This is a genomic window from Methanosarcina sp., assembly GCF_035390745.1.
Classification (GTDB): Archaea; Halobacteriota; Methanosarcinia; order Methanosarcinales; family Methanosarcinaceae; genus Methanosarcina.
In genome coordinates this window covers 1-17,397 of the sequence record NZ_DAOOUJ010000064.1, presented here as the reverse complement: position 1 = coordinate 17,397, position 17,397 = coordinate 1, and the positions used below count along the sequence as shown (strand labels likewise).

At 43.7% G+C, this 17,397-nt stretch carries 14 protein-coding genes; 9 read left to right on the top strand and 5 right to left on the bottom strand.

The window, feature by feature from the left end:
- Both PLL47_RS12525 and PLL47_RS12520 read left to right on the top strand, forming a co-directional pair.
- Positions 1-206 (top strand): RDD family protein (locus tag PLL47_RS12525; RefSeq protein WP_324446574.1); only part of this gene is annotated, 206 nt, incomplete at its 5' end.
- A gap of 201 nt (positions 207-407) precedes the next feature.
- The gene (locus PLL47_RS12520) at positions 408-1,145 is read left to right on the top strand and encodes an HAD family hydrolase (protein ID WP_324446572.1); all 738 of its coding nucleotides are present in this window, start codon (positions 408-410) and stop codon (positions 1,143-1,145) included.
- A gap of 588 nt (positions 1,146-1,733) precedes the next feature.
- Here PLL47_RS12520 and PLL47_RS12515 read toward each other — a convergent pair.
- Positions 1,734-2,897, bottom strand: a complete 1,164-nt coding sequence (locus PLL47_RS12515) for a PGF-pre-PGF domain-containing protein (protein ID WP_324446571.1) — start codon at positions 2,895-2,897, stop codon at positions 1,734-1,736.
- Between the two features lie 615 nt (positions 2,898-3,512).
- A complete protein-coding gene (locus PLL47_RS12510) occupies positions 3,513-4,688 on the bottom strand; it encodes a DUF2117 family protein (protein WP_324446569.1) in 1,176 nt (391 codons plus the stop codon).
- Positions 4,689-5,020: 332 nt separating this feature from the next.
- Here PLL47_RS12510 and PLL47_RS12505 point away from each other — a divergent pair, with 332 nt between their 5' ends.
- The 3 genes from PLL47_RS12505 (at position 5,021) to PLL47_RS12495 (ending at position 8,321) form a co-directional block, all read left to right on the top strand.
- Positions 5,021-6,184, top strand: a complete 1,164-nt coding sequence (locus PLL47_RS12505; RefSeq protein ID WP_324446567.1) for an ABC transporter permease — start codon at positions 5,021-5,023, stop codon at positions 6,182-6,184.
- Positions 6,185-6,241: 57 nt separating this feature from the next.
- Positions 6,242-7,174 (top strand): DUF3344 domain-containing protein, encoded by a 933-nt coding sequence (locus tag PLL47_RS12500; RefSeq protein WP_324446565.1) that lies wholly within the window; start codon positions 6,242-6,244, stop codon positions 7,172-7,174.
- Positions 7,175-7,235: 61 nt separating this feature from the next.
- The gene (locus PLL47_RS12495; protein WP_324446563.1) at positions 7,236-8,321 is read left to right on the top strand and encodes a hypothetical protein; all 1,086 of its coding nucleotides are present in this window, start codon (positions 7,236-7,238) and stop codon (positions 8,319-8,321) included.
- Positions 8,322-8,371: 50 nt separating this feature from the next.
- On the opposite strand, the gene PLL47_RS12490 is transcribed toward PLL47_RS12495, so the two are convergent.
- Positions 8,372-10,171: an ABC transporter ATP-binding protein gene (locus PLL47_RS12490; protein ID WP_324446561.1), complete on the bottom strand. Its 1,800-nt coding sequence runs from the start codon at positions 10,169-10,171 to the stop codon at positions 8,372-8,374.
- Positions 10,172-10,270: 99 nt separating this feature from the next.
- Between PLL47_RS12490 and PLL47_RS12485 the strand changes: the two genes are divergently transcribed.
- Positions 10,271-11,134 (top strand): energy-coupling factor transporter transmembrane component T family protein, encoded by an 864-nt coding sequence (locus tag PLL47_RS12485; protein WP_324446559.1) that lies wholly within the window; start codon positions 10,271-10,273, stop codon positions 11,132-11,134.
- A 42-nt stretch (positions 11,135-11,176) separates the two neighbouring features.
- On the opposite strand, the gene PLL47_RS12480 is transcribed toward PLL47_RS12485, so the two are convergent.
- Positions 11,177-12,430, bottom strand: a complete 1,254-nt coding sequence (locus PLL47_RS12480; RefSeq protein WP_324446557.1) for a DUF3344 domain-containing protein — start codon at positions 12,428-12,430, stop codon at positions 11,177-11,179.
- Between the two features lie 534 nt (positions 12,431-12,964).
- Between PLL47_RS12480 and PLL47_RS12475 the strand changes: the two genes are divergently transcribed.
- From PLL47_RS12475 to PLL47_RS12465, 3 genes are read left to right on the top strand one after another with little or no spacing between them, the layout of a single operon-like run.
- Complete coding sequence (locus PLL47_RS12475) at positions 12,965-14,752, top strand: CARDB domain-containing protein (protein WP_324446555.1); 1,788 nt, start codon at positions 12,965-12,967, stop codon at positions 14,750-14,752.
- Positions 14,721-15,692, top strand: coding sequence for a DUF3344 domain-containing protein (locus PLL47_RS12470; RefSeq protein WP_324446553.1), 972 nt, complete (start codon positions 14,721-14,723; stop codon positions 15,690-15,692). The genes PLL47_RS12475 and PLL47_RS12470 overlap by 32 nt, the downstream gene beginning before the upstream one ends.
- Positions 15,693-15,741: 49 nt before the next feature.
- The gene (locus PLL47_RS12465; RefSeq protein WP_324446551.1) at positions 15,742-16,425 is read left to right on the top strand and encodes an ABC transporter ATP-binding protein; all 684 of its coding nucleotides are present in this window, start codon (positions 15,742-15,744) and stop codon (positions 16,423-16,425) included.
- A gap of 118 nt (positions 16,426-16,543) precedes the next feature.
- On the opposite strand, the gene trpY is transcribed toward PLL47_RS12465, so the two are convergent.
- Positions 16,544-17,047 carry a TrpY family transcription regulator gene (gene trpY / locus PLL47_RS12460; protein ID WP_324446549.1) on the bottom strand — a complete coding sequence of 168 codons (504 nt, stop codon included), beginning with the start codon at positions 17,045-17,047 and terminating at the stop codon, positions 16,544-16,546.
- Positions 17,048-17,397: the final 350 nt, after the last annotated feature.

Genomic DNA, 17,397 nt, shown 5'->3' with positions numbered 1-17,397 from the left:
AGCAGAATGCAATGAATATCGCCATAACTGACCTCAACGGAAACCGAATTTCTGTCTCTCGTGCAACGAAGCGTTTTGTGGGAAGAATTCTGGAGTCTCTGCCTTTTTTTGCAGGATTTTTGCCAATCCTTTTCGATAATAAAAAGCAGGGAATTCATGATAAAATTGCTAAAACTCGGTTATTGTCAGAGAAGACTGAATTCTAACCCGGATATCTCTTTATTTATTTTTAGTTTTTCTTTTTCCATCCCCTGCATCTTTTTCTTTTAAATCTTATTTTGAGGCAATAGATATTTTCTTGTATTGCATCAGTTAATTATATTATTTAGAAAGAGTAAATATTTTAATTATGTATCATATAATAAACCAGAACTATTTGCCGCCGCATAAGGCAAGGAACGGGTTTCATGTCCATTTATGTTGATCAGCGCAGGTTTACAGATAAAAGTTCTATAAAGATTAACTCGATCTCAGGTAACTATGATCACAAAAATCCAGTCAAGAGCAGCCCTGTTAAAAATAATTTCCATCAGGATAATCCTGTTCAGAGCACTAAGATTCAGGATAACTCCTTAAGTCTCCACAGATCTTTTCCATCCAGCCCTTCTGCCTCACCTGCTTCAGGACAGGATTCGGATTTGAAAGTTTTTCTGGATATGGATGGAGTACTTACGGATTTCACAGGCGCGTGCGAGAAATTAAGTGAACATATGATGATCTGGTACGCCGCAGACAGAGAGCGATTCTGGAAACATATTACTGCTGCTGGACCCGGCTTCTGGTCAGAAATGCCCTGGATGACCGGAGGGAAGGAACTTCACGGCTTCCTGAAAAGTTCCGGCTTATACCCTACAATTCTTTCTGCGCTTCCGAGCCCGGACAGAAAAATAGCTATGGCCAATGCCAGAAAAGGGAAAATAGAGTGGTTGAAAAAAGAACTTGGGGACCCATATGCAAATGACGCAATTCTCTGTTTCCGCCCGGAAAAAGCCCTTCAGTCAGGAAGCTCCAGAATCCTGATAGATGATAATTCAAATAATATACGCGAATGGGAAGAAGCAGGAGGAACAGCCATTCTGCATAAGAGCGCAGATCGGACGATCAGGTGTCTGTGCAAGATCGTGAAAGAAGAACAAAAAGCCTGAATTTAACTTATTCGGCATATGAGAAGCAGTAAGAAGCTGGCTCAAAAGCTAATAATCATTAGCCCGATCATTGAAATTAAATAGTTAACTTTTGTTTTTGTTATTGTTTTTGCTCCTGCCACCCTTCTGACACCTTGATCATACAGAGTTCTTTTCACCTGGCAGGAGCACTTAACGCTTACTGGAAAAACCAGACCCCTGGCATGAAAGTACTTCCAGATGCTTTCATTCTTTGGGCATGTTATTCGAAGAATATCATGTGCGTTTTTTGGATTGCTAATTAAGGAGTCCTGCTTCCGCCTGAAAAAGAGATAATTGGAGACACCCATTTGTGGAAAATTCAGGTTGGCGGAAGCACCATAAATGAAAACACATTTTTATTATTTATGACCGATTATTCGGATAAGAGACCTTAGCTTTAAGCTAATATCCAGATGTGCATCAGTTGAGGTTGATCTGGATCAGATTAGAACTCTCTGCCACCCGGGTTAAGCTTTATCATCAAAGGTTTTTTACCCGCATTTGTTCTGTTAATCTGAAGTTTCGTTTTCATGTGCATGCGGACTCCAGAGTTATTCAGGAGCAAATTTACATTATCTTATTATAAGCATAAGAGTACCAGTCTTTATCCATCACAAAGTGAATCCACTTAAGACAAAATTCTCGAACTGTTTCTTCATATCCTTCAATTTTTGCCAGAACTTCCGGACTCTTTTCTTCAAAATTCTTAACTGCGGTTGTCTCCAGGCTTTCAGCAGTTTCTTTAAATTTACCACTAACTCTTGTGATTGGGGTCATGTCCAGTTTCCCCCCGGCTTCGTCTGTGTTCTCACCTGTTATAACAAAGTAAGAAAAACACAGGGTTTCAGCTTCCAGATATATATACTCTCCATCCTCGGCAGTTTTTTTCGTATGTAATGAGTTCCATCTATCTCCTTCGTAGCAACCCAGAGTGATCGAATCGATATCAATCCTGTTTTCACTTACCCAGGTTTTGTTCACCTTGAAGCCGATTACGGCATTTTCGATATTTTCTGTAGCTGCAGCGCCATCGTTTCCAGCCCATATGTTCAGGTAGCTGTAAATTTCACCTTCAGGAATATCAGGGGTAAGCTGAGATTTTTCTTTCAGCATCTCAACAACTGTTGTGACCTTACCCATGCTTTTTCTGGCGTCAAACATCACATATGTCACACAGGTTGCATTCTGTGTAAAATCAAACTCTGCCCGGCTTCCATTTGTGACATACTGCTGCGAAAGCTCTTTTGATTCTATGTTACTGGCAGGTTCAGGAGAAACTCCTCCTGCAGAAGAACTGCCGCCTGAAGAGCTGATCCCGGAAGAACTTCCTTCAGAGGTGGAAACCTCGATATGGACAGGAATTATAACCCCTGTCCCAATATCTCCTCCGGGCACGGTGCATGGAACTTTTATTTTGCAGTCAACATTCCCTTCAGTCGAAGCCGGAACATAGAGCTTTACCTTGACTTCTCTATTTTCTCCTGCTCTCAGTTCAAAAGAAGAGATAGAAAATGTAAACCAGCTATCATAAGCATTGTCGTCTAAGAAAACATTATACGTTGCAGTTTCATTTCCTGTATTTATTACATATATTGACTGTTCTGCTGAAGTTCCAGGAGCGAGCCTGTAACTTAAGTTCCCTGGGCTTACTCCAACACCTATATCAGAAGCCGCAGCCGCCTGCACCAAGATCATAATAGTAAGGATAAATAACACAATTTTTGCTTTCATTCGCAAACCTCAATTTCCTGATCCATAACTTATGAATATTTTATTCATGATGTTTGCACAACGTGCTTATCCTGAAGATCAATCTCCCTGATAAAAAGAGCCAGAATAATGGAAGATGCAGAATTAAGGTATCACATTTTTTTAACTCTGTTTCCCTGATATCTTTTTCCATATTTGGGGCAAGAGTTGACTTCTTAAGACAGTACAGCCCGGAGTATAGATCTATAACTCCAGGGGCTGTAAAACTCATGAGGCAGCTGTCATTAAAGGGTCATTCAGAGAAACCTTGTATAACTGCAATTCGAAACTTTTTTGCTTTCATGCGGATTCTACATCTTAACCGGATTTCCGGTACTCTGCAACATATCTTTCAATCCTGCGATTTTTAGTAGTAAGACTTTGAGATCCTTATATTAAAAATATTTGTTTTTGTAGGATTTATTAACAGATATTATTTATTTAATATTATTTATTGTTATTTTTGTTAATTGTTTTGAAGATCTCACTTACCAGAATATTAAAAAATATTTCGGGCCTTTACGCTTCAGGCTCAGTAGCCAGATCTTATATCTCTGCAGACCAGAAAACTTTCTCTTTGAGTTTTAGCCGGTAGATTCAGTATTCCGAAATGCTTTCCAGAAAATTTTCTGCAAGGGTTATGATTTTCAGTTTCATATCTTCAATATTCTTAAAAAACGCGGAGTTTCCTCCAGAAAAGAAATTCTCCCGAATGTTTTTTCCTAACTCATCATCCTTCCCGGTTTTTAAATGCAGAACCAGAGAACCCGAGGCATATTTCACTGCTGTCGCAAGTTCATCACAATCCCCATCCGTAACCCCAAGAACCGGAATTCCAAACCTGGATAAAATACTTCCCGCAATCTCTGTAGTGTCATCCCCAACAGTGATGGCAAAGTCTGCCCCTTCCAGCATCTCAAGTGAACGCTCAGCGCAGTGGTCTATAAGAATAACCCTGGTTCTATTATCAGCTACGTTCTCAGGTAAAAAACTCTTTTTTAAAGAGATACTTTTTGTTATCCCCTTATTTTTATTTTCCAGCTGATTTTCAAAGACTCCAGGATTCCTTCGGGAACTTGCTGTTTTTACCCATGCAGTGGAAAGATCTACAGGCACTCTTTCCTCATACTTGTGAAGGATCTCAATACCCTGCTTTTTTATGATTCCTCCCTCCATAGAAGTCAGAAAACCATCTTCGGACATGAGAGCGACTTCAGAAGAAGTAGCTTTTCCAACCACAATCCCTTCAACCATTATATTCGCCCCCGGAAAAGTTGAGATTCGTCTCAGGACCTGCCTCCCCTGCTTGCTAACTTCTATGGAATTGACCGGAAGCGGAGGCTGGGAAATTTTCAGTTTAAGAAGACCTGAAAGCTTTTTAACATAAGGATCAGCAGCCCCATTCCACGGAATAAGCTCACCGTCAAGACAGCCCGGCCTTTCTATCTGGATAAGGGGCTTTTCCTCAGGATTCTTTATATGTGAGACCACGATCCTTCCGAAAGTACGGCCTGTTTCGAGCTCACGCCCGTGGTTCAGAAGGCATACAAGGTCATTTGACCTGAAAAGAGACTCGATACAGGCACTGGGTTTAAGGACCTGATCAAGTTCGATCATGTTCTCAAGGCCGGCATCAATTGCCGCAACTTTTCCCAGAGTACCGCAAAGACAGGCATTTATGCAATTTTCCCTGGAGAGAAGCGTAAGAATGTTTTTTACGGTCTGAGGGGAATCCATAAGCTGGAGGTTATGAATCACAATTCCAATCTGCATACGTGTAAAACATATATAGTCAAACTAATTATACTCATCGAATTAATTTTGTATTAATAATTTTTCCATTTTTTCGAATATACGGGGTATTACTTTCTGCACTCGTGTCCGGAGCAGTGATATACTTCAAAAAGTATCGCTAAAAATCAAAAAAGTTATATATTCAGAATTTATGTTAATTAATTTAAATATAGTAGCATTAAATAGTGTAATTTTCTGATTTATTTCTCTCATCTTTTGTATTTATGTAATTAATATGCGTGATATGGCCCCTGCTCCTATTGCAGGAACTGGAAAAAGGATTGGTGAACAGTTTGATTGAAGAGTTCGCAATGGCAATAAGACAGCTGCGCCTTAAGAAGCTCAGAACACTGCTAATTCTCCTGGGAATCGCGATAGGGGTGGCAACAGTAATAACCGTTGTCTCATTAGGAGAAGGGCTCCGCATCAATGCAATAGAAGAGATCCAGAAGTCGCGGGATCTGACCTTGATAGATGTCTCTCCGGGTTTCAGGGAAAACGGACTTGTCCTTATAAGCGACTCAAAAGTAGAGGAAATGAATGAATACTGGGAAGTCGTCTGCCCTTATGTAAAAGATGCCTATGTAAGCCCTTCTGGCACTTATTTTGAAATATTCGGGGTACAGGAAGATTACAGGACTGCAAATGGGCTTGAGCTTGCAGAAGGGAGCTGGTTTGGCAGCGAAGAGAACCAGATTGTACTTGGAAGCGACCTCCGGGAAAAACTGGAAAAAATAGACGGGGTCAGGATAGGAACCCCGGTAACAGCCAGACTGCGCCTTTATGGAGAAGACGGAAGGCCTCTTGACAGGGAAATCAGCTTTACTCCTGTGGGATACCTGAAACCTGCCGGAAATGAACTGGATTCAGGAGCCTTCATGAAGCTTGAATATGCAAAAGGGCTCAGCAAAAAAGAGTATTATGACGGGGTACTGATAAAGGTGGAAAGTTCTTCCCTCGTTCACGAAACAAGGGAACAGATAGATAAACTGGGACTCTCCTCTTCAAGTGCCCAGGACGAAATTGACTCGGTTAACCGGATCATGAACGGAGTGACTCTTGTCCTTTCTTTTTTCTCAAGCATCTCCCTGCTTGTTGGCGGGCTGATGGTTGTCAACACAATGGTGGTCTCGGTCTATGAAAGGACCCGGGAAATCGGGATTTCAAAAGCAATAGGGGCTTCAGAGTATGATATCCTGCGGATGTTTTTAGCCGAATGCCTGTTTATTGGTGCACTCGGAGGAGTTTTAGGAGACATTCTTGGGATTCTCTTCTCAACTTTTATAGACAGAGTAGGGAGAGCTCTCCTGATTTCAAGGCTTGAAATCGGAAACATAGAGCATCTGACCGCATTAAACTTTGAAATTCTCGCAGCAGGGGTTCTTATCTCCTTATTTGTATCCATAGCTTCAGGGCTTTATCCTGCCTGGAGAGCCTCAAAACTGGACCCTGTAAGTGCTTTGAGGCAACTTTAAAAGGAGTGGTCAGTTGCAGAAGAACGGAGAAGGTATAATTTCAGGAGATGAGCTGCCTTGAATACAGGAAAAAAGATCCTGATAGCAGCACTTATCGGAGCTGCCCTGATGTTCCTGTTTTTCGTCTTTTCGGGAAACGGAGGATGGCAGGGAGATGGAATCCCCCCGTATACAATAGTAGAAGGAGTTGTAAGGGGAGAGGTATACATTGATGGAGGGCACGGGTATACCGGAGAGAACCCTTATATCCAGTATTTTGAGCTCCCTCCCGGAGAGGTAAAGTATGCCAGGCTTTATGTGCCTGTCTGGAACTATGACAGCGGGGACAATATCTACCTGGTGGTCAATGGTCAGAAACATTCGGTGAGACAGGAACCTGATTACGTTTCTGCCTGGGGGACAGCCCTTTACTGCTTTAATGCCAGCACTTTCCTTCATGCAGGGTTAAACGAAGTTTCGGTCCTATCTGAAAACCCGGGAGGAGGACCCTACGGCATTACGCTTGCTGTGGTTTCAAAAAACAGCTCTATGTCTCCGGTAAGGTTCTGGATCAACGAAGGCAATTATGCCCTTACATATACAAATAAAAAAGACAGAGTGGAAAGCACCTTTAAAGGCACATCCCCAGGGAAAAATGCAAGCCTCCATACCCTGCTTGTGGCAGGAACCGAAGGAGAAAAGGATGAGCTCTATTTCGATTCAGAAAACATCGGAAGCGATGTGGGGAAATCCTCCCAGGGAAAATACTTTGACCTCTACTCGGTTTCGGTCTTCCCGAAAAGTACGGAAAGCACCCTCCTCTTTGAGCGAGGTGAAGAAGGTTATGTCCATCCCTGCGTTGCAGTCCTTGTTTCCGAATCAGAGACAGACAGCGAATTTCTCAAAATTCATGAACAAAAAACTGCAACAGGAGGAGAAGTTCCTTACTCGGTAATTATTGTCTGTCTCCTTGCCTGCATTGCGGTTTTTCTGAGGTTCAGGAAGAGATAGATTTGAAATAAAGATTCCTCTGACCTGAACTCAAAAGAAATAGATGAAGATGAGGTAAAACATGAAATATGAATGGATTCTTCAGGTAATGCTTATGCTTATCCTGACTGCTTCCTTTGCCCAGGGAGTTCTTGCAGCAGGAGAAGCTTCCGGTTCCTCTTCCCTCAAGTGCAGCCTGGAAATTCCCCTTGACAAAAACCAGGCTCCTGATACTCTTGTAGCTGGAAGCTCCTGGGAAAGAGCACGGTTAAATCTTGAGAATCCGGGAACTGAGACCCTGTATAACATAACCGTGCTCATCGAAGTACCGGAACAACTGGAAGCTGCCGTATCTCCCCAGCCGTATCCCATAACAGAAGAGGGACAGAAAATTACGGCTGAAATAGGGAACCTGGACCCGGGACAGAGTGCAAGTGTTTTCCTGGACATAAAACCTCCAGCCTCTGTCGAGTTCAAAAAACAGGTTTATTTCACGGTTCACACCGCCTATGCCGGAGGTGAGGATCAAAGCGGCTATAAGGTCAGCATCGTACCGCCGCCCTCATGGCTTACTTATTTCACGATCCTGGCAAGCCTCCTTCTTTTTATCGGCATACTGGTTGCGGTAAAACGTTCCGGTGTCCTTGACCTGTTTACAACTGTTGATTTGATAACTATAGCACTCCTCGCTGCAGTTATTGCAGTGGTGTTCAGGTATGTGAGCAAGCTGATCAACCTGGGCTGGTTTGACGGGCTGATTATTGCAGTCCCCACGGTTGTCCTGATGATAGTTGCCCTGCAGCTGGTCCGAAAGCCTGGAACTGCAACCCTGCTCTTTACATGTGTCCTGCTCATCAGCATGGTTGTCTGGGGCTCTCATATTATGTGGCTTGGCTTTTATCTTGCCGAAGGGGTTGTTGTTGATCTCCTGGTCATCCTGTTCAGGATGGATTATGCAGACAGACGCCTGACCGCCATAACCTACGGAGTATCAAGAGGAATGGTTTCAACCTTTGTATTTTACCTGCTTTATGCGCCTGTTGAGTGGAAAATCTCCTATGCGCCCTGGTATATAGGGCTCCAGCTCGTGCTTGCATGTGCAGGAGGGCTTATAGGAGGGGTACTGGGTTACGATACGGCAGTAAAAATGAGCGGGGCAAGGCTTTAAGATTCCTTCAAACTTTTTGTTCTGCAGTTCTTTCTATTCCTTATTTCGCCTCATACAATTTCTCTGCAGGAGGCAAGCTCAGGACAGCGGATCCTGATGAAGCTTTTCAATTCGGAAACTGTGAGTAACGGAGGGATTTCAATTCCCTGCTTTCTGAGATCCAGGGCAAGCCTTAAAGGAAGAGGAGGAATAAGCCCGGCTGCGCTCATTTCAGGGCTCGAAAATACCTCTGCTGTCGGGCCGTCCAGCAGGATTTTTCCCTTCTTCATCACAACAGCCCTTTCCGCATATTCCGCTGCAAGCTCCATGTCATGGGTTATTAAAATCACTGTTTTTCCGAGCCTGTTAAGCTCCCGGATCTTATCCAGGAATTTGCGGATATGCCCCCTGTCCTGCCCTGTAGTGGGTTCGTCCAGGACCAGCAGGTCCGGTTCAAGGGCAAGAATGGAGGCTACTGCCAGGCGCTGGCGCTGTCCTCTTGAGAGGGCATGCGGGTGTCTGTTTCTGTAAGCTGAAAGTTCCATCATTTCAAGGGCAGAATTTACCTTCCTTTTAATTTCTTCATCAGGCACTCCAAGGTTCTTGAGCCCGAAACGGACTTCTTCGAATACGCTGTCCGTAAAAATCTGTGAATCAGGATTCTGGAAAAGGTATCCAACCTGCTGTGAGAGCTGTGCTGTAGAATACCTGCTTATATCTTTTCCATTGAGAAAAACTCTTCCGGAGGCGGGCCTGTAAAAACCTATCAAGTGACCTGCCAGGGTTGTCTTTCCAGCCCCATTATGTCCCAGAAGGGCAAGAAACTCTCCGTGTTTGATTTCAAGGTTCAGGTTTTCAAAGACTTCCGAACCGTCTTCATACCTGTAGCATAGATCTTCGACACGGACATGGGAAAGTTTTTCCCTGGAATCCTGCAGAGAAGATAGGATTTCAGATTCAGCTTCCTCCTGTTTCTGCTTATATTCATCTGCATGCGCCTTCAGAGGTTCAGCAAGGCGTTTCAGGAGAGTTTCATAGGCAGGAATATCGGAAAACTCAGAGGCAAGCCCCAGGAAACCGGCAATCTCGGTAAACTGAGGAGGATGAATGCCTATATTTCTGAGTTTTTCTTCTTCGCAGCAAAGGATTTCAAAAGTTTTTCCATCAAGAATGATTTTTCCTTCGTCCATTACAAGAATACGGTCTGCCGTTTCAAAAACGGCGTCCAGTTTGTGTTCTATCAGGATGATGGTAGTCTTTTTTTCAGAATTCAACCGCCTGAGCAGTTCAAGCACCTCCAGGGTGCCTGCAGGGTCAAGGTCCGAGGTCGGCTCGTCAAGGACAAGAATCTCGGGCTGCATTGCCAGGTTTCCTCCAATCGCAGTCCTCTGTTTTTCCCCCCCTGAAAGTGTGAAGATAAAATGGTTCCTCAACCTTTCAAGACCGACATCTTTGAGCGCTTTTTCAACTCTTGCCCTGACTTCTTGCCTGGATAATCCGAGGTTTTCCGGCCCGAAGGCAAGGTCTTCATCCACTGTAAGAGAGAACAGCTGGGTTTCAGGGTTCTGAAACACCATGCCCACCTCAAGAGCCAGCCTGTGGACTTTTTCGTTCTTGAGATCTTTTCCCCGGATAAGAACGCGCCCGGAAAGGCTGCCCCCAGAAATTTCGGGCACCAGCCTGTTAAGACAGCGCACAAGAGTGCTTTTCCCACAGCCGCTGGGGCCTGCCAGAAGCACGAATTCCCCTTTTTTGAGTTCAAGATTCACATCACACAGGGCAGAAGAATCCGAATATGGGTAGCTGAATGTGAGTTTTTCAAGCCTGACATGCGGAGCAGGGTCTTTTGCAGGATCCATAATATCTGTCATTTTTCACAACCTTAAAGCTTAAAGCATTTATGAAAAGTAAGAAATAGTAGGATTATTATTCTCATTTGTATGAAATGACATTGAAGGAGGAAGTGTTAGTTGAAATGGCTTTTCCGCTATGAACAAAAAGACAGCCTGCTTCACAGGCTGGACCCGCGGGTAAAATTGCTCTGGCTCTTTGGGATATCTGTACTGAGTGTGGTACTCGGTACTCCTTATTTGCTGGTTTGCCTCTTTCTCTCTACCCTGCCTTTCTGGTTCATCCTGAAACCTTCAAAAAGCAGAATAAAAGCAATGCTTCTGGTCTTCGGGAGTATAGGGATGGGTTTTATTTTCTCACAGGCTCTCTTCTATTACTGGGCAAAGGACCCGCTGTTTACCCTCATTCCTTCTTCCTTCCCTGTACTGGGCTCCCTTACAGGAGGAGTCTATTTCTATGCGGACGGGGCTGTGTACGGACTGTACCAGTCTTTCCGTTTTATGACATCTCTGAGCGCTGCAATGCTGCTGCTTGCCACAAGCCACCCTTCGAAGCTTATCTCCGGGCTTGTCAATTTTTTAGAAATAAGAATAGGAGGAAAAAGTTACAGGATAGGTCTTCCTTACGAAATTGCATTCATGCTGTCTTCAGCAGTTAGTTTTGCCCCCACCATGCTTGAAGAAAGCGGGATAATTCTAAATGCCATGCAGGCAAGAGGTCTTGAGTTAAAAGGCGGGGTCCGCACCAAAACAAAAGCCCTTAAATATATCCTTGTCCCGCTTGTGGTCAATATACTCAGGGCAGGAAGAAAACTCGCCGTAGCTGCCGATACCCGGGGTTTTAGGGCTAGCAGGCACAGGACCTGCTTAAACGAACTAAGGCTGAAAAGTAATGATTATCTTTTCCTGGCATACACAATCCTTTTTACGGCAGGCGGGCTCTATCTGAGCTATTCGGGTTTTGGAGGGACAGTTCCGGTTTGAGAGAGAACCTATCAAAAAAGAAACTCCAGAAATGAAGTTTCTTTATTTTCGGGTTTTATATTTCCTGCGTCCTGAAGCCAGTTTTCCTCCTGCTGAAAGGATGATAAGAGCAGAAACTAATCCATATCCAGGGGCTTTCTCTGTTTCGACACCGGAAGTTTCTTCGAGGTCTTTCAAATTGTCTGTTTCTCCGGTATTCTCTAAAGTCGCCCCTGAAGTAGTCTGCACTTCTTCTGGAAGGGAATTTCTTTCAACTACAAGAAAAGTTCCTGAAGGCACCGCATAATCACCCACTGCCTGGAAAAGAATGGAATTTTCTCCGGAATTCAGGTAGTCCTTAATTTCCCTTATATCAATATCCAGATCTGGATAGGGTTTTCCATCTGTAATGCCTTGAAACTTTTCCTCATTAACCAGAAGTGTATTATTCTCCCAGTTTCCGGACTGAGTAATGGTCCAGAGAGTCGCGCTGAGGACAGGAAGCTGCAGAGCAGGTCTGAGCAGTTCACATATAGTCTGGTCAGGAGTAGCATAATAAAGAGGGTTCCCGTTTTCGTCCACCTGGGAATTGAGTTCATCAGCTCCTTCACTGACCCAGTATTCGATATATTTCCCATTCGGATCCGCATATACTACAAGCAAACCTGCACCGTCAAAACAGACATAAGAGGCATCTGGACCTGTATTTTCAATATCTGTGCTGAAGGTTCCCGAACCGGTAACATAAGCACTCACGTCATAAGCCCAGGTGCCTGTGGGGTAATTATAAATTCCCCAGCCTTTCCTGTCGCTGTACTCTTTTTCAGGTTCAAGCTCTTCTCCGTTAAAGCTGAGTTTCATCTCAGGATACCTCCCCTCAACCCCTTCGGCACTCCAGGTCCAGTAGACGTAGAGCCTTGCAAATTTTACACTCGCACCTTCAGGCAGGTTGACATTGTGGCTCACGGAATATACCTCTCCGGGGTAGGCCTTCCCACTGTAATAACTGTTTCCCACAGTATAGTAGAGGTCTCCCTGAATCGCATCATGGCTGTAAAGTTCAAGAGGCTTATCTGCCACATAGCCGTTATTTTCAGGGGTTTGAGCATGGGCAGGTGAAACCAGAAAGCAGCATAACCCTGCTATCAGGCAGCACAGCCCTGCCGCCAGACAGAGTATATTTCTGATCCTGCAGTTTTTTTCCTTTCTGCTGCTGTGCCCGTTTTTTGCTTCATGCCCTGGATATCTTTTAAGGTCTCTCTCTATTCCATAATTCATCCATCTGTGTTTGTTCTGCTCTGTAGTACCAGTCTGCATATTCCATCATCCCGCCTGCAAACTATCTATGAAATCCTTTTGATAATGTTATCAGTAAATAGAAAATATATTAAATGAATATAAGTTTTTTTAAAAAATAAGCATTTGTAAATTTAATATAACATTAATTGCTACTTTTTTTAAATTTATGTTTACATATTTTAAAATTAAGGTAATATTTCAACGGAACAGTCTCTTAAGAGATCTGAATAATCTGTTAATGCACAGTTCCAACCGGATTACTGTCAATTTTCCGGATTTTATTCCGGCAGAAATTCCTGTAGTTTGCTTCAGAATGCGCCGTCATATATTCAATGTATTTACCTTGCCCGGAAAGCTATTTTTATTATTTCATACAAAAAAGAAAAATAGTAATATTTAATAACCATTACTTTGCTGTTAATTGTTTGATAGTATGAAGTCCATTAATTGGACCTTGCTTCAGAGATGAAAAATGTATCAAAATAGAAAACCAGAGGCAGTCCAGGTTTCTCCTGAAGTCAGATATTTCACTCTGGATAGAAAGTGAACGCTATGAAAATAGATCCTGTTAAGACTAACCTGCTCTTTATCCTCCTGTTCTTATTCCTGCTTTCAATCCCTCCCGCCGGGGCCAGCTACTCATATGAGGGAAGAACCTTTGCTCCGGATGCTCAGGGCACATTTAGAGGAGAGATCTACATAGACGGAGGGCATGGGCTATCATTTCCTCCTTACTCTCAGAAATTTGATGTGCCGGAAGGCACTCTTCGCTGGGCCCACCTGTACATAGGAGTATGGGGGGGTACGGAAAATTATGAAGGCTGGGTACAGCCCGAGTTTAATGGGCAGAGGCTTGAACATCTGCAGCTTGCCGGAATAAATGACGAAAACGAGAATGTATACTGTGCAGGCCATGGGGTTTACTGGATAACATATGACGTAAGCAATATTACTAAAAACGGGGAAAACACGGTGGAGATTCTTACAAGCAGCGGCGAGCCCGGAAACAGGCTTGATGGGAGAGTCTATGGGGCAGTGCTTGCTGCAGCCTGTGAGGACTCAGAAGCTCCGGTGCTTTCCTACCAGGTCCTGAGCGGGAATGTAAACCTCCATGGGAAGGGCTGGAGCGGAAGCCTGGCAAATGTAAATGACCGGGAAGATGTGTACTTCAGCTCAGGACAGGCTTTGAGCAGCATTAAGGCTGCAAACCTTTCAGTAGTATATCTTACCGGCTCAAAAGGTCTGCCTGATTATCTGAGTTTCAATGGGGAAATGCTTGGAATTCCCCCCAAATATCTGTCTGATAGCTTTGGAGGGAAAGCAATCGACATTGCCAATGAGGTCAGCCTCGATGCCTGTGGAGATGAAGGTTTTTCTTCCAGCTACTTTGATATAGAGCATTTTGACGTGCTCAATTATCTTCAGTCCAATAATTCCGTGTCTTTTATAAGAGGGCTTGACCTTGACGGGGACGGAGAAATCGGCATCCAGGAAGGAGAAGACTACCTGCACCCGGTACTGGCAGCCCTGGTCCTGAAATCCGGGAGTACTGCTTCAATCCTTCCTGACCTTTATCCTGAAATGAAAATCTCGGAGGAAGAATTGGTTGATGAAAAGCCTGCAGAAATTCTCTTTACAATAAACAATCCAGGAGGAATCTGCGAAAAGAACTTTACAGTAAGCTTCAGAGCAGACGGAACTGAGGTTTTAACTTTTCCTGTCCTGATGGAGGCTTCCGGAGTATACAGGTCTGCTTTCACCTGGCAGGCAGTCAAAGGAGACCACGTGCTTGAACTCTCCGTGGACTCTGAAAACAGGATAAAAGAATCAGATAAGGAAAATAATATCTGCAAATTAAATATAAGCGTCAGTTCAAAGCCGGATCTTTCGGTATTTATCGGAGAACCCGTGAAAATCGAGGCTCAGGAAAAGACCGCTTCAGCCTCGTTGATCTTTCTTTCATTACTTTCCCTTTTCGGAGCCCGGAGAAAAAAGACTCTTCCTCTCCTGTTACTTGCAGTACTTATGGCAGCAGTATTTAGCGGCTGTGTTGAGGATACTCACGCAGCAGAAAAAAATGCTTACTCTGTCCCGGTGAAGATTACGAATAATGGGGAAGCTTCAGCCCTGGACTTTGACGTAAACCTCTATCTTGATGGTAAAAGTGTTACTGTCCTGAATATTCTGGAACTCGCAGGCCAGAATTCTATTGAGGACCAGATAAGGGTTGAAGCCCTGAAAGGTGAGCATACTCTCAGCGTGAAGGTGGATGAGCATAACAACATAATCGAGTCGGATGAGGATAACAATGGATTTGAAAAAAGCTGTGATTTTAGTTAACCTCCTGCTGCTCATCACCCCTGTTCAGGCATCATATGCAGGAGACAGACCTCTGCAGACTGTCCTCCATGACGAGCACCCGGGAGATCTTGACTTTTCCCTGGGAGACAGCAGGTACAGCGGAGAACTTGAATATAACGAAAGCTACAGGGTTAATTTTAGTGTCAAGCCTCCTGCCGGGAGTTCCATAAAAATTGCAAAGGCTTATGTTTACTGGGTCTGGAGCAAAAAGGGCCTTGCAGGCATCTATCCGAAATTTAATGCTTCTCTTGAGCATTCAGGCAGGGCAGTGCCTCTTCAGCAGGGAAAGATGTATACGGACACAAAGGGCTTTGTATCCAGGTACGACTTCTTTTCAGGCAGTCATGCTTATGACCTTGGCGGGGAAATTTCCGGAGAGGGCAATTATTCACTTTCGCTTGTGAATACTGCTGAAGACGGAAGCACCTTTTGTGTGCAGGGCATAGGGCTTCTGCTCGTTTATGAGAATCCGGAACTGCCGGTTATCGAATACTGGATCACTGAAGGCTGCGACATGCTGTATGCCGAATACGGGATAGATCCCGAAATGGCTACTTCAACCGTTTACTTTGAAGGGGACATTAACCCGGATAATGTTGCAGATGCACGTTTGATCACGGTTTCTCCATCCGGGGGTTACAGTTCAGGCTCAGAAGCCCGGAACAAACTTTTCTTTAATGAAAAAACCAGGAGCATTCCGGTCATTGGAGATCTAATACAGATCCTGTTTGGAGGGGGAAAAAGCTGGAAGAATATATACCAGACAGATGAAACTGTCCAGGTAGCTCTGGATGAGAGGCCTGTTGCAGCTTATCTGGAGCCTGCAGGGAATTTTGCCAGTGTTCAGGATAATGGAGACTACCTTCTGCTAACAAACGCAATACTTGTAATTGAATACAAGGAGTCTGAAAAATCCTGAAAAGATAGTTAGCTGACTTCTTCTGAAAGGATAAGGAAAGTGATAGAAAATGACTATCGTTGAAACCAGAGATTTATCAAAGTATTACACTTTTGGTTCAGGCTTGCGTGTGGACGCTCTTAAAGAAGTGAATCTGAAAATTGAAGAGGGGGAATTTGTTTCTTTTATGGGACCTTCAGGGTCCGGAAAATCCACCCTGCTTAACATTGTCGGATGCCTGGATAAACCAAGTTCGGGCAGGGTTTTTATAGAGGGCAACGAGGTTGATTACAGGAATTCTTCCAGCCTGGTCAGCCTGCACAGGCAGACAATAGGTTTTGTATTTCAGGCTTTTAACCTGATTTCTACAATGAATGCTATGGAGAATATTTGCTACCCGATGCACTTTAGCAAAATTTCCAGTTCCCTGCAAAAAAAGAAGGCAGCTGAACTTCTCGACCTTGTCGGACTTGGAGACAGGCTGAACCATCTTCCTTCCGAGCTGTCCGGGGGAGAACAGCAGAGAGTCGCCATAGCAAGGGCTCTTGCAAACAGCCCCAGGCTGATCCTGGCAGACGAACCGACAGGAAACCTTGATTCAGATACCGGAAAAAAGATCGCTGACCTTATGAGAAAAATAAACCAGGAACAGGGGGTGAGTTTTGTTGTTACAACTCATGACCCTGAAATGGCAAGGACTGCGGATAGAGTGGTAAAGCTAAAGGATGGAAAAATAGCTTCCGAGGCTGTTTAACCCTGTTTTTTCTTCTTGCCAGCACTCACTAAAAACTGAATCAATTCCCATTTTTATAAAAATGCAGAACTGCTATTACTGAACCCTGACTTTTCATTAACTCTTTTCCAGCAAAAACTCAGTAAATGCTTACTCCTTTTACTGAAGGCAGGTTAAGGATTTCATCAACCAGGTCTCCCGGGACTTTGTGGTCTGTAATGATGGTGAGTCTCGGGTTGTCCGTAAGGTAAGGGTCATCTGAGACTGCCTGGCGTATGCTTACATTGTGCCTGGAAATCAAACCTGCAACTTCGGCAAGGATGCCAATATGAGCGGCATCTTCAGGAATAATGATGATTACCCCTAGCCCGAGAGCAGGTGCCACATCTCTGAGAAAAGGGATTGAATGGACGTTTTTGAATATGGTACTGAGGAGTTCGTCGGAGACAATAGTCTTTGTGGTCGCGTCAACCACCCGCCTGTCAACGCCTGCTTCCTTTGCAAGCTGAGTATGTGCAATCTCGATACTTCCGGAAGTTACCTTGCCTTCCTCATTTACCTGGAACCCGCGTTCAAAAAGCAACTTAAGAACTTTTGCCTGTGCCGGGTATTTTTCAAACTTATTAAGTAAAGTCTGCCACATATAAACTAACTTTAAATTGAGTATCCGAATATAAAGCTTGCTGATTGAATTTGAAGAAAAGAGATCAAGAATTAGTTGCATCCGTTTTCACAGGCATTTATCCGGCGTTCTAAGGAAGGAATCAAAACAGGCAGTTAAAAATTTTAAGCCCGTCTTTGCTTTTGAAAAGATCAGCATACAGATTCGAATCAAAGAAAATTTCATGTTACCTCAATTGAAACATTTTACCTCAATTGAAAAATTTAACCGACTATTTTGAAAACTCTAATTTTTTAATAAATAGGTCTTAATATATATCAATTTTTTTAAAATAAAATAACATTAGTTAGAAAGATTGATATAGAAATAAT

Bases quoted from the DNA above. Each gene is read 5' to 3' on its own strand.
- PLL47_RS12520 (WP_324446572.1), top strand. From the start codon at position 408: ATGTCCATTTATGTTGATCAGCGCAGGTTTACAGATAAAAGTTCTATA.
- PLL47_RS12515 (WP_324446571.1), bottom strand. From the start codon at position 2,897: ATGAAAGCAAAAATTGTGTTATTTATCCTTACTATTATGATCTTGGTG.
- PLL47_RS12510 (WP_324446569.1), bottom strand. From the start codon at position 4,688: ATGCAGATTGGAATTGTGATTCATAACCTCCAGCTTATGGATTCCCCT.
- PLL47_RS12505 (WP_324446567.1), top strand. From the start codon at position 5,021: ATGGCAATAAGACAGCTGCGCCTTAAGAAGCTCAGAACACTGCTAATT.
- PLL47_RS12495 (WP_324446563.1), top strand. From the start codon at position 7,236: ATGAAATATGAATGGATTCTTCAGGTAATGCTTATGCTTATCCTGACT.
- PLL47_RS12490 (WP_324446561.1), bottom strand. From the start codon at position 10,171: ATGACAGATATTATGGATCCTGCAAAAGACCCTGCTCCGCATGTCAGG.
- PLL47_RS12480 (WP_324446557.1), bottom strand. From the start codon at position 12,430: ATGCAGACTGGTACTACAGAGCAGAACAAACACAGATGGATGAATTAT.
- PLL47_RS12475 (WP_324446555.1), top strand. From the start codon at position 12,965: ATGAAAATAGATCCTGTTAAGACTAACCTGCTCTTTATCCTCCTGTTC.
- PLL47_RS12470 (WP_324446553.1), top strand. From the start codon at position 14,721: ATGGATTTGAAAAAAGCTGTGATTTTAGTTAACCTCCTGCTGCTCATC.
- PLL47_RS12465 (WP_324446551.1), top strand. From the start codon at position 15,742: ATGACTATCGTTGAAACCAGAGATTTATCAAAGTATTACACTTTTGGT.
- trpY (WP_324446549.1), bottom strand. From the start codon at position 17,047: ATGTGGCAGACTTTACTTAATAAGTTTGAAAAATACCCGGCACAGGCA.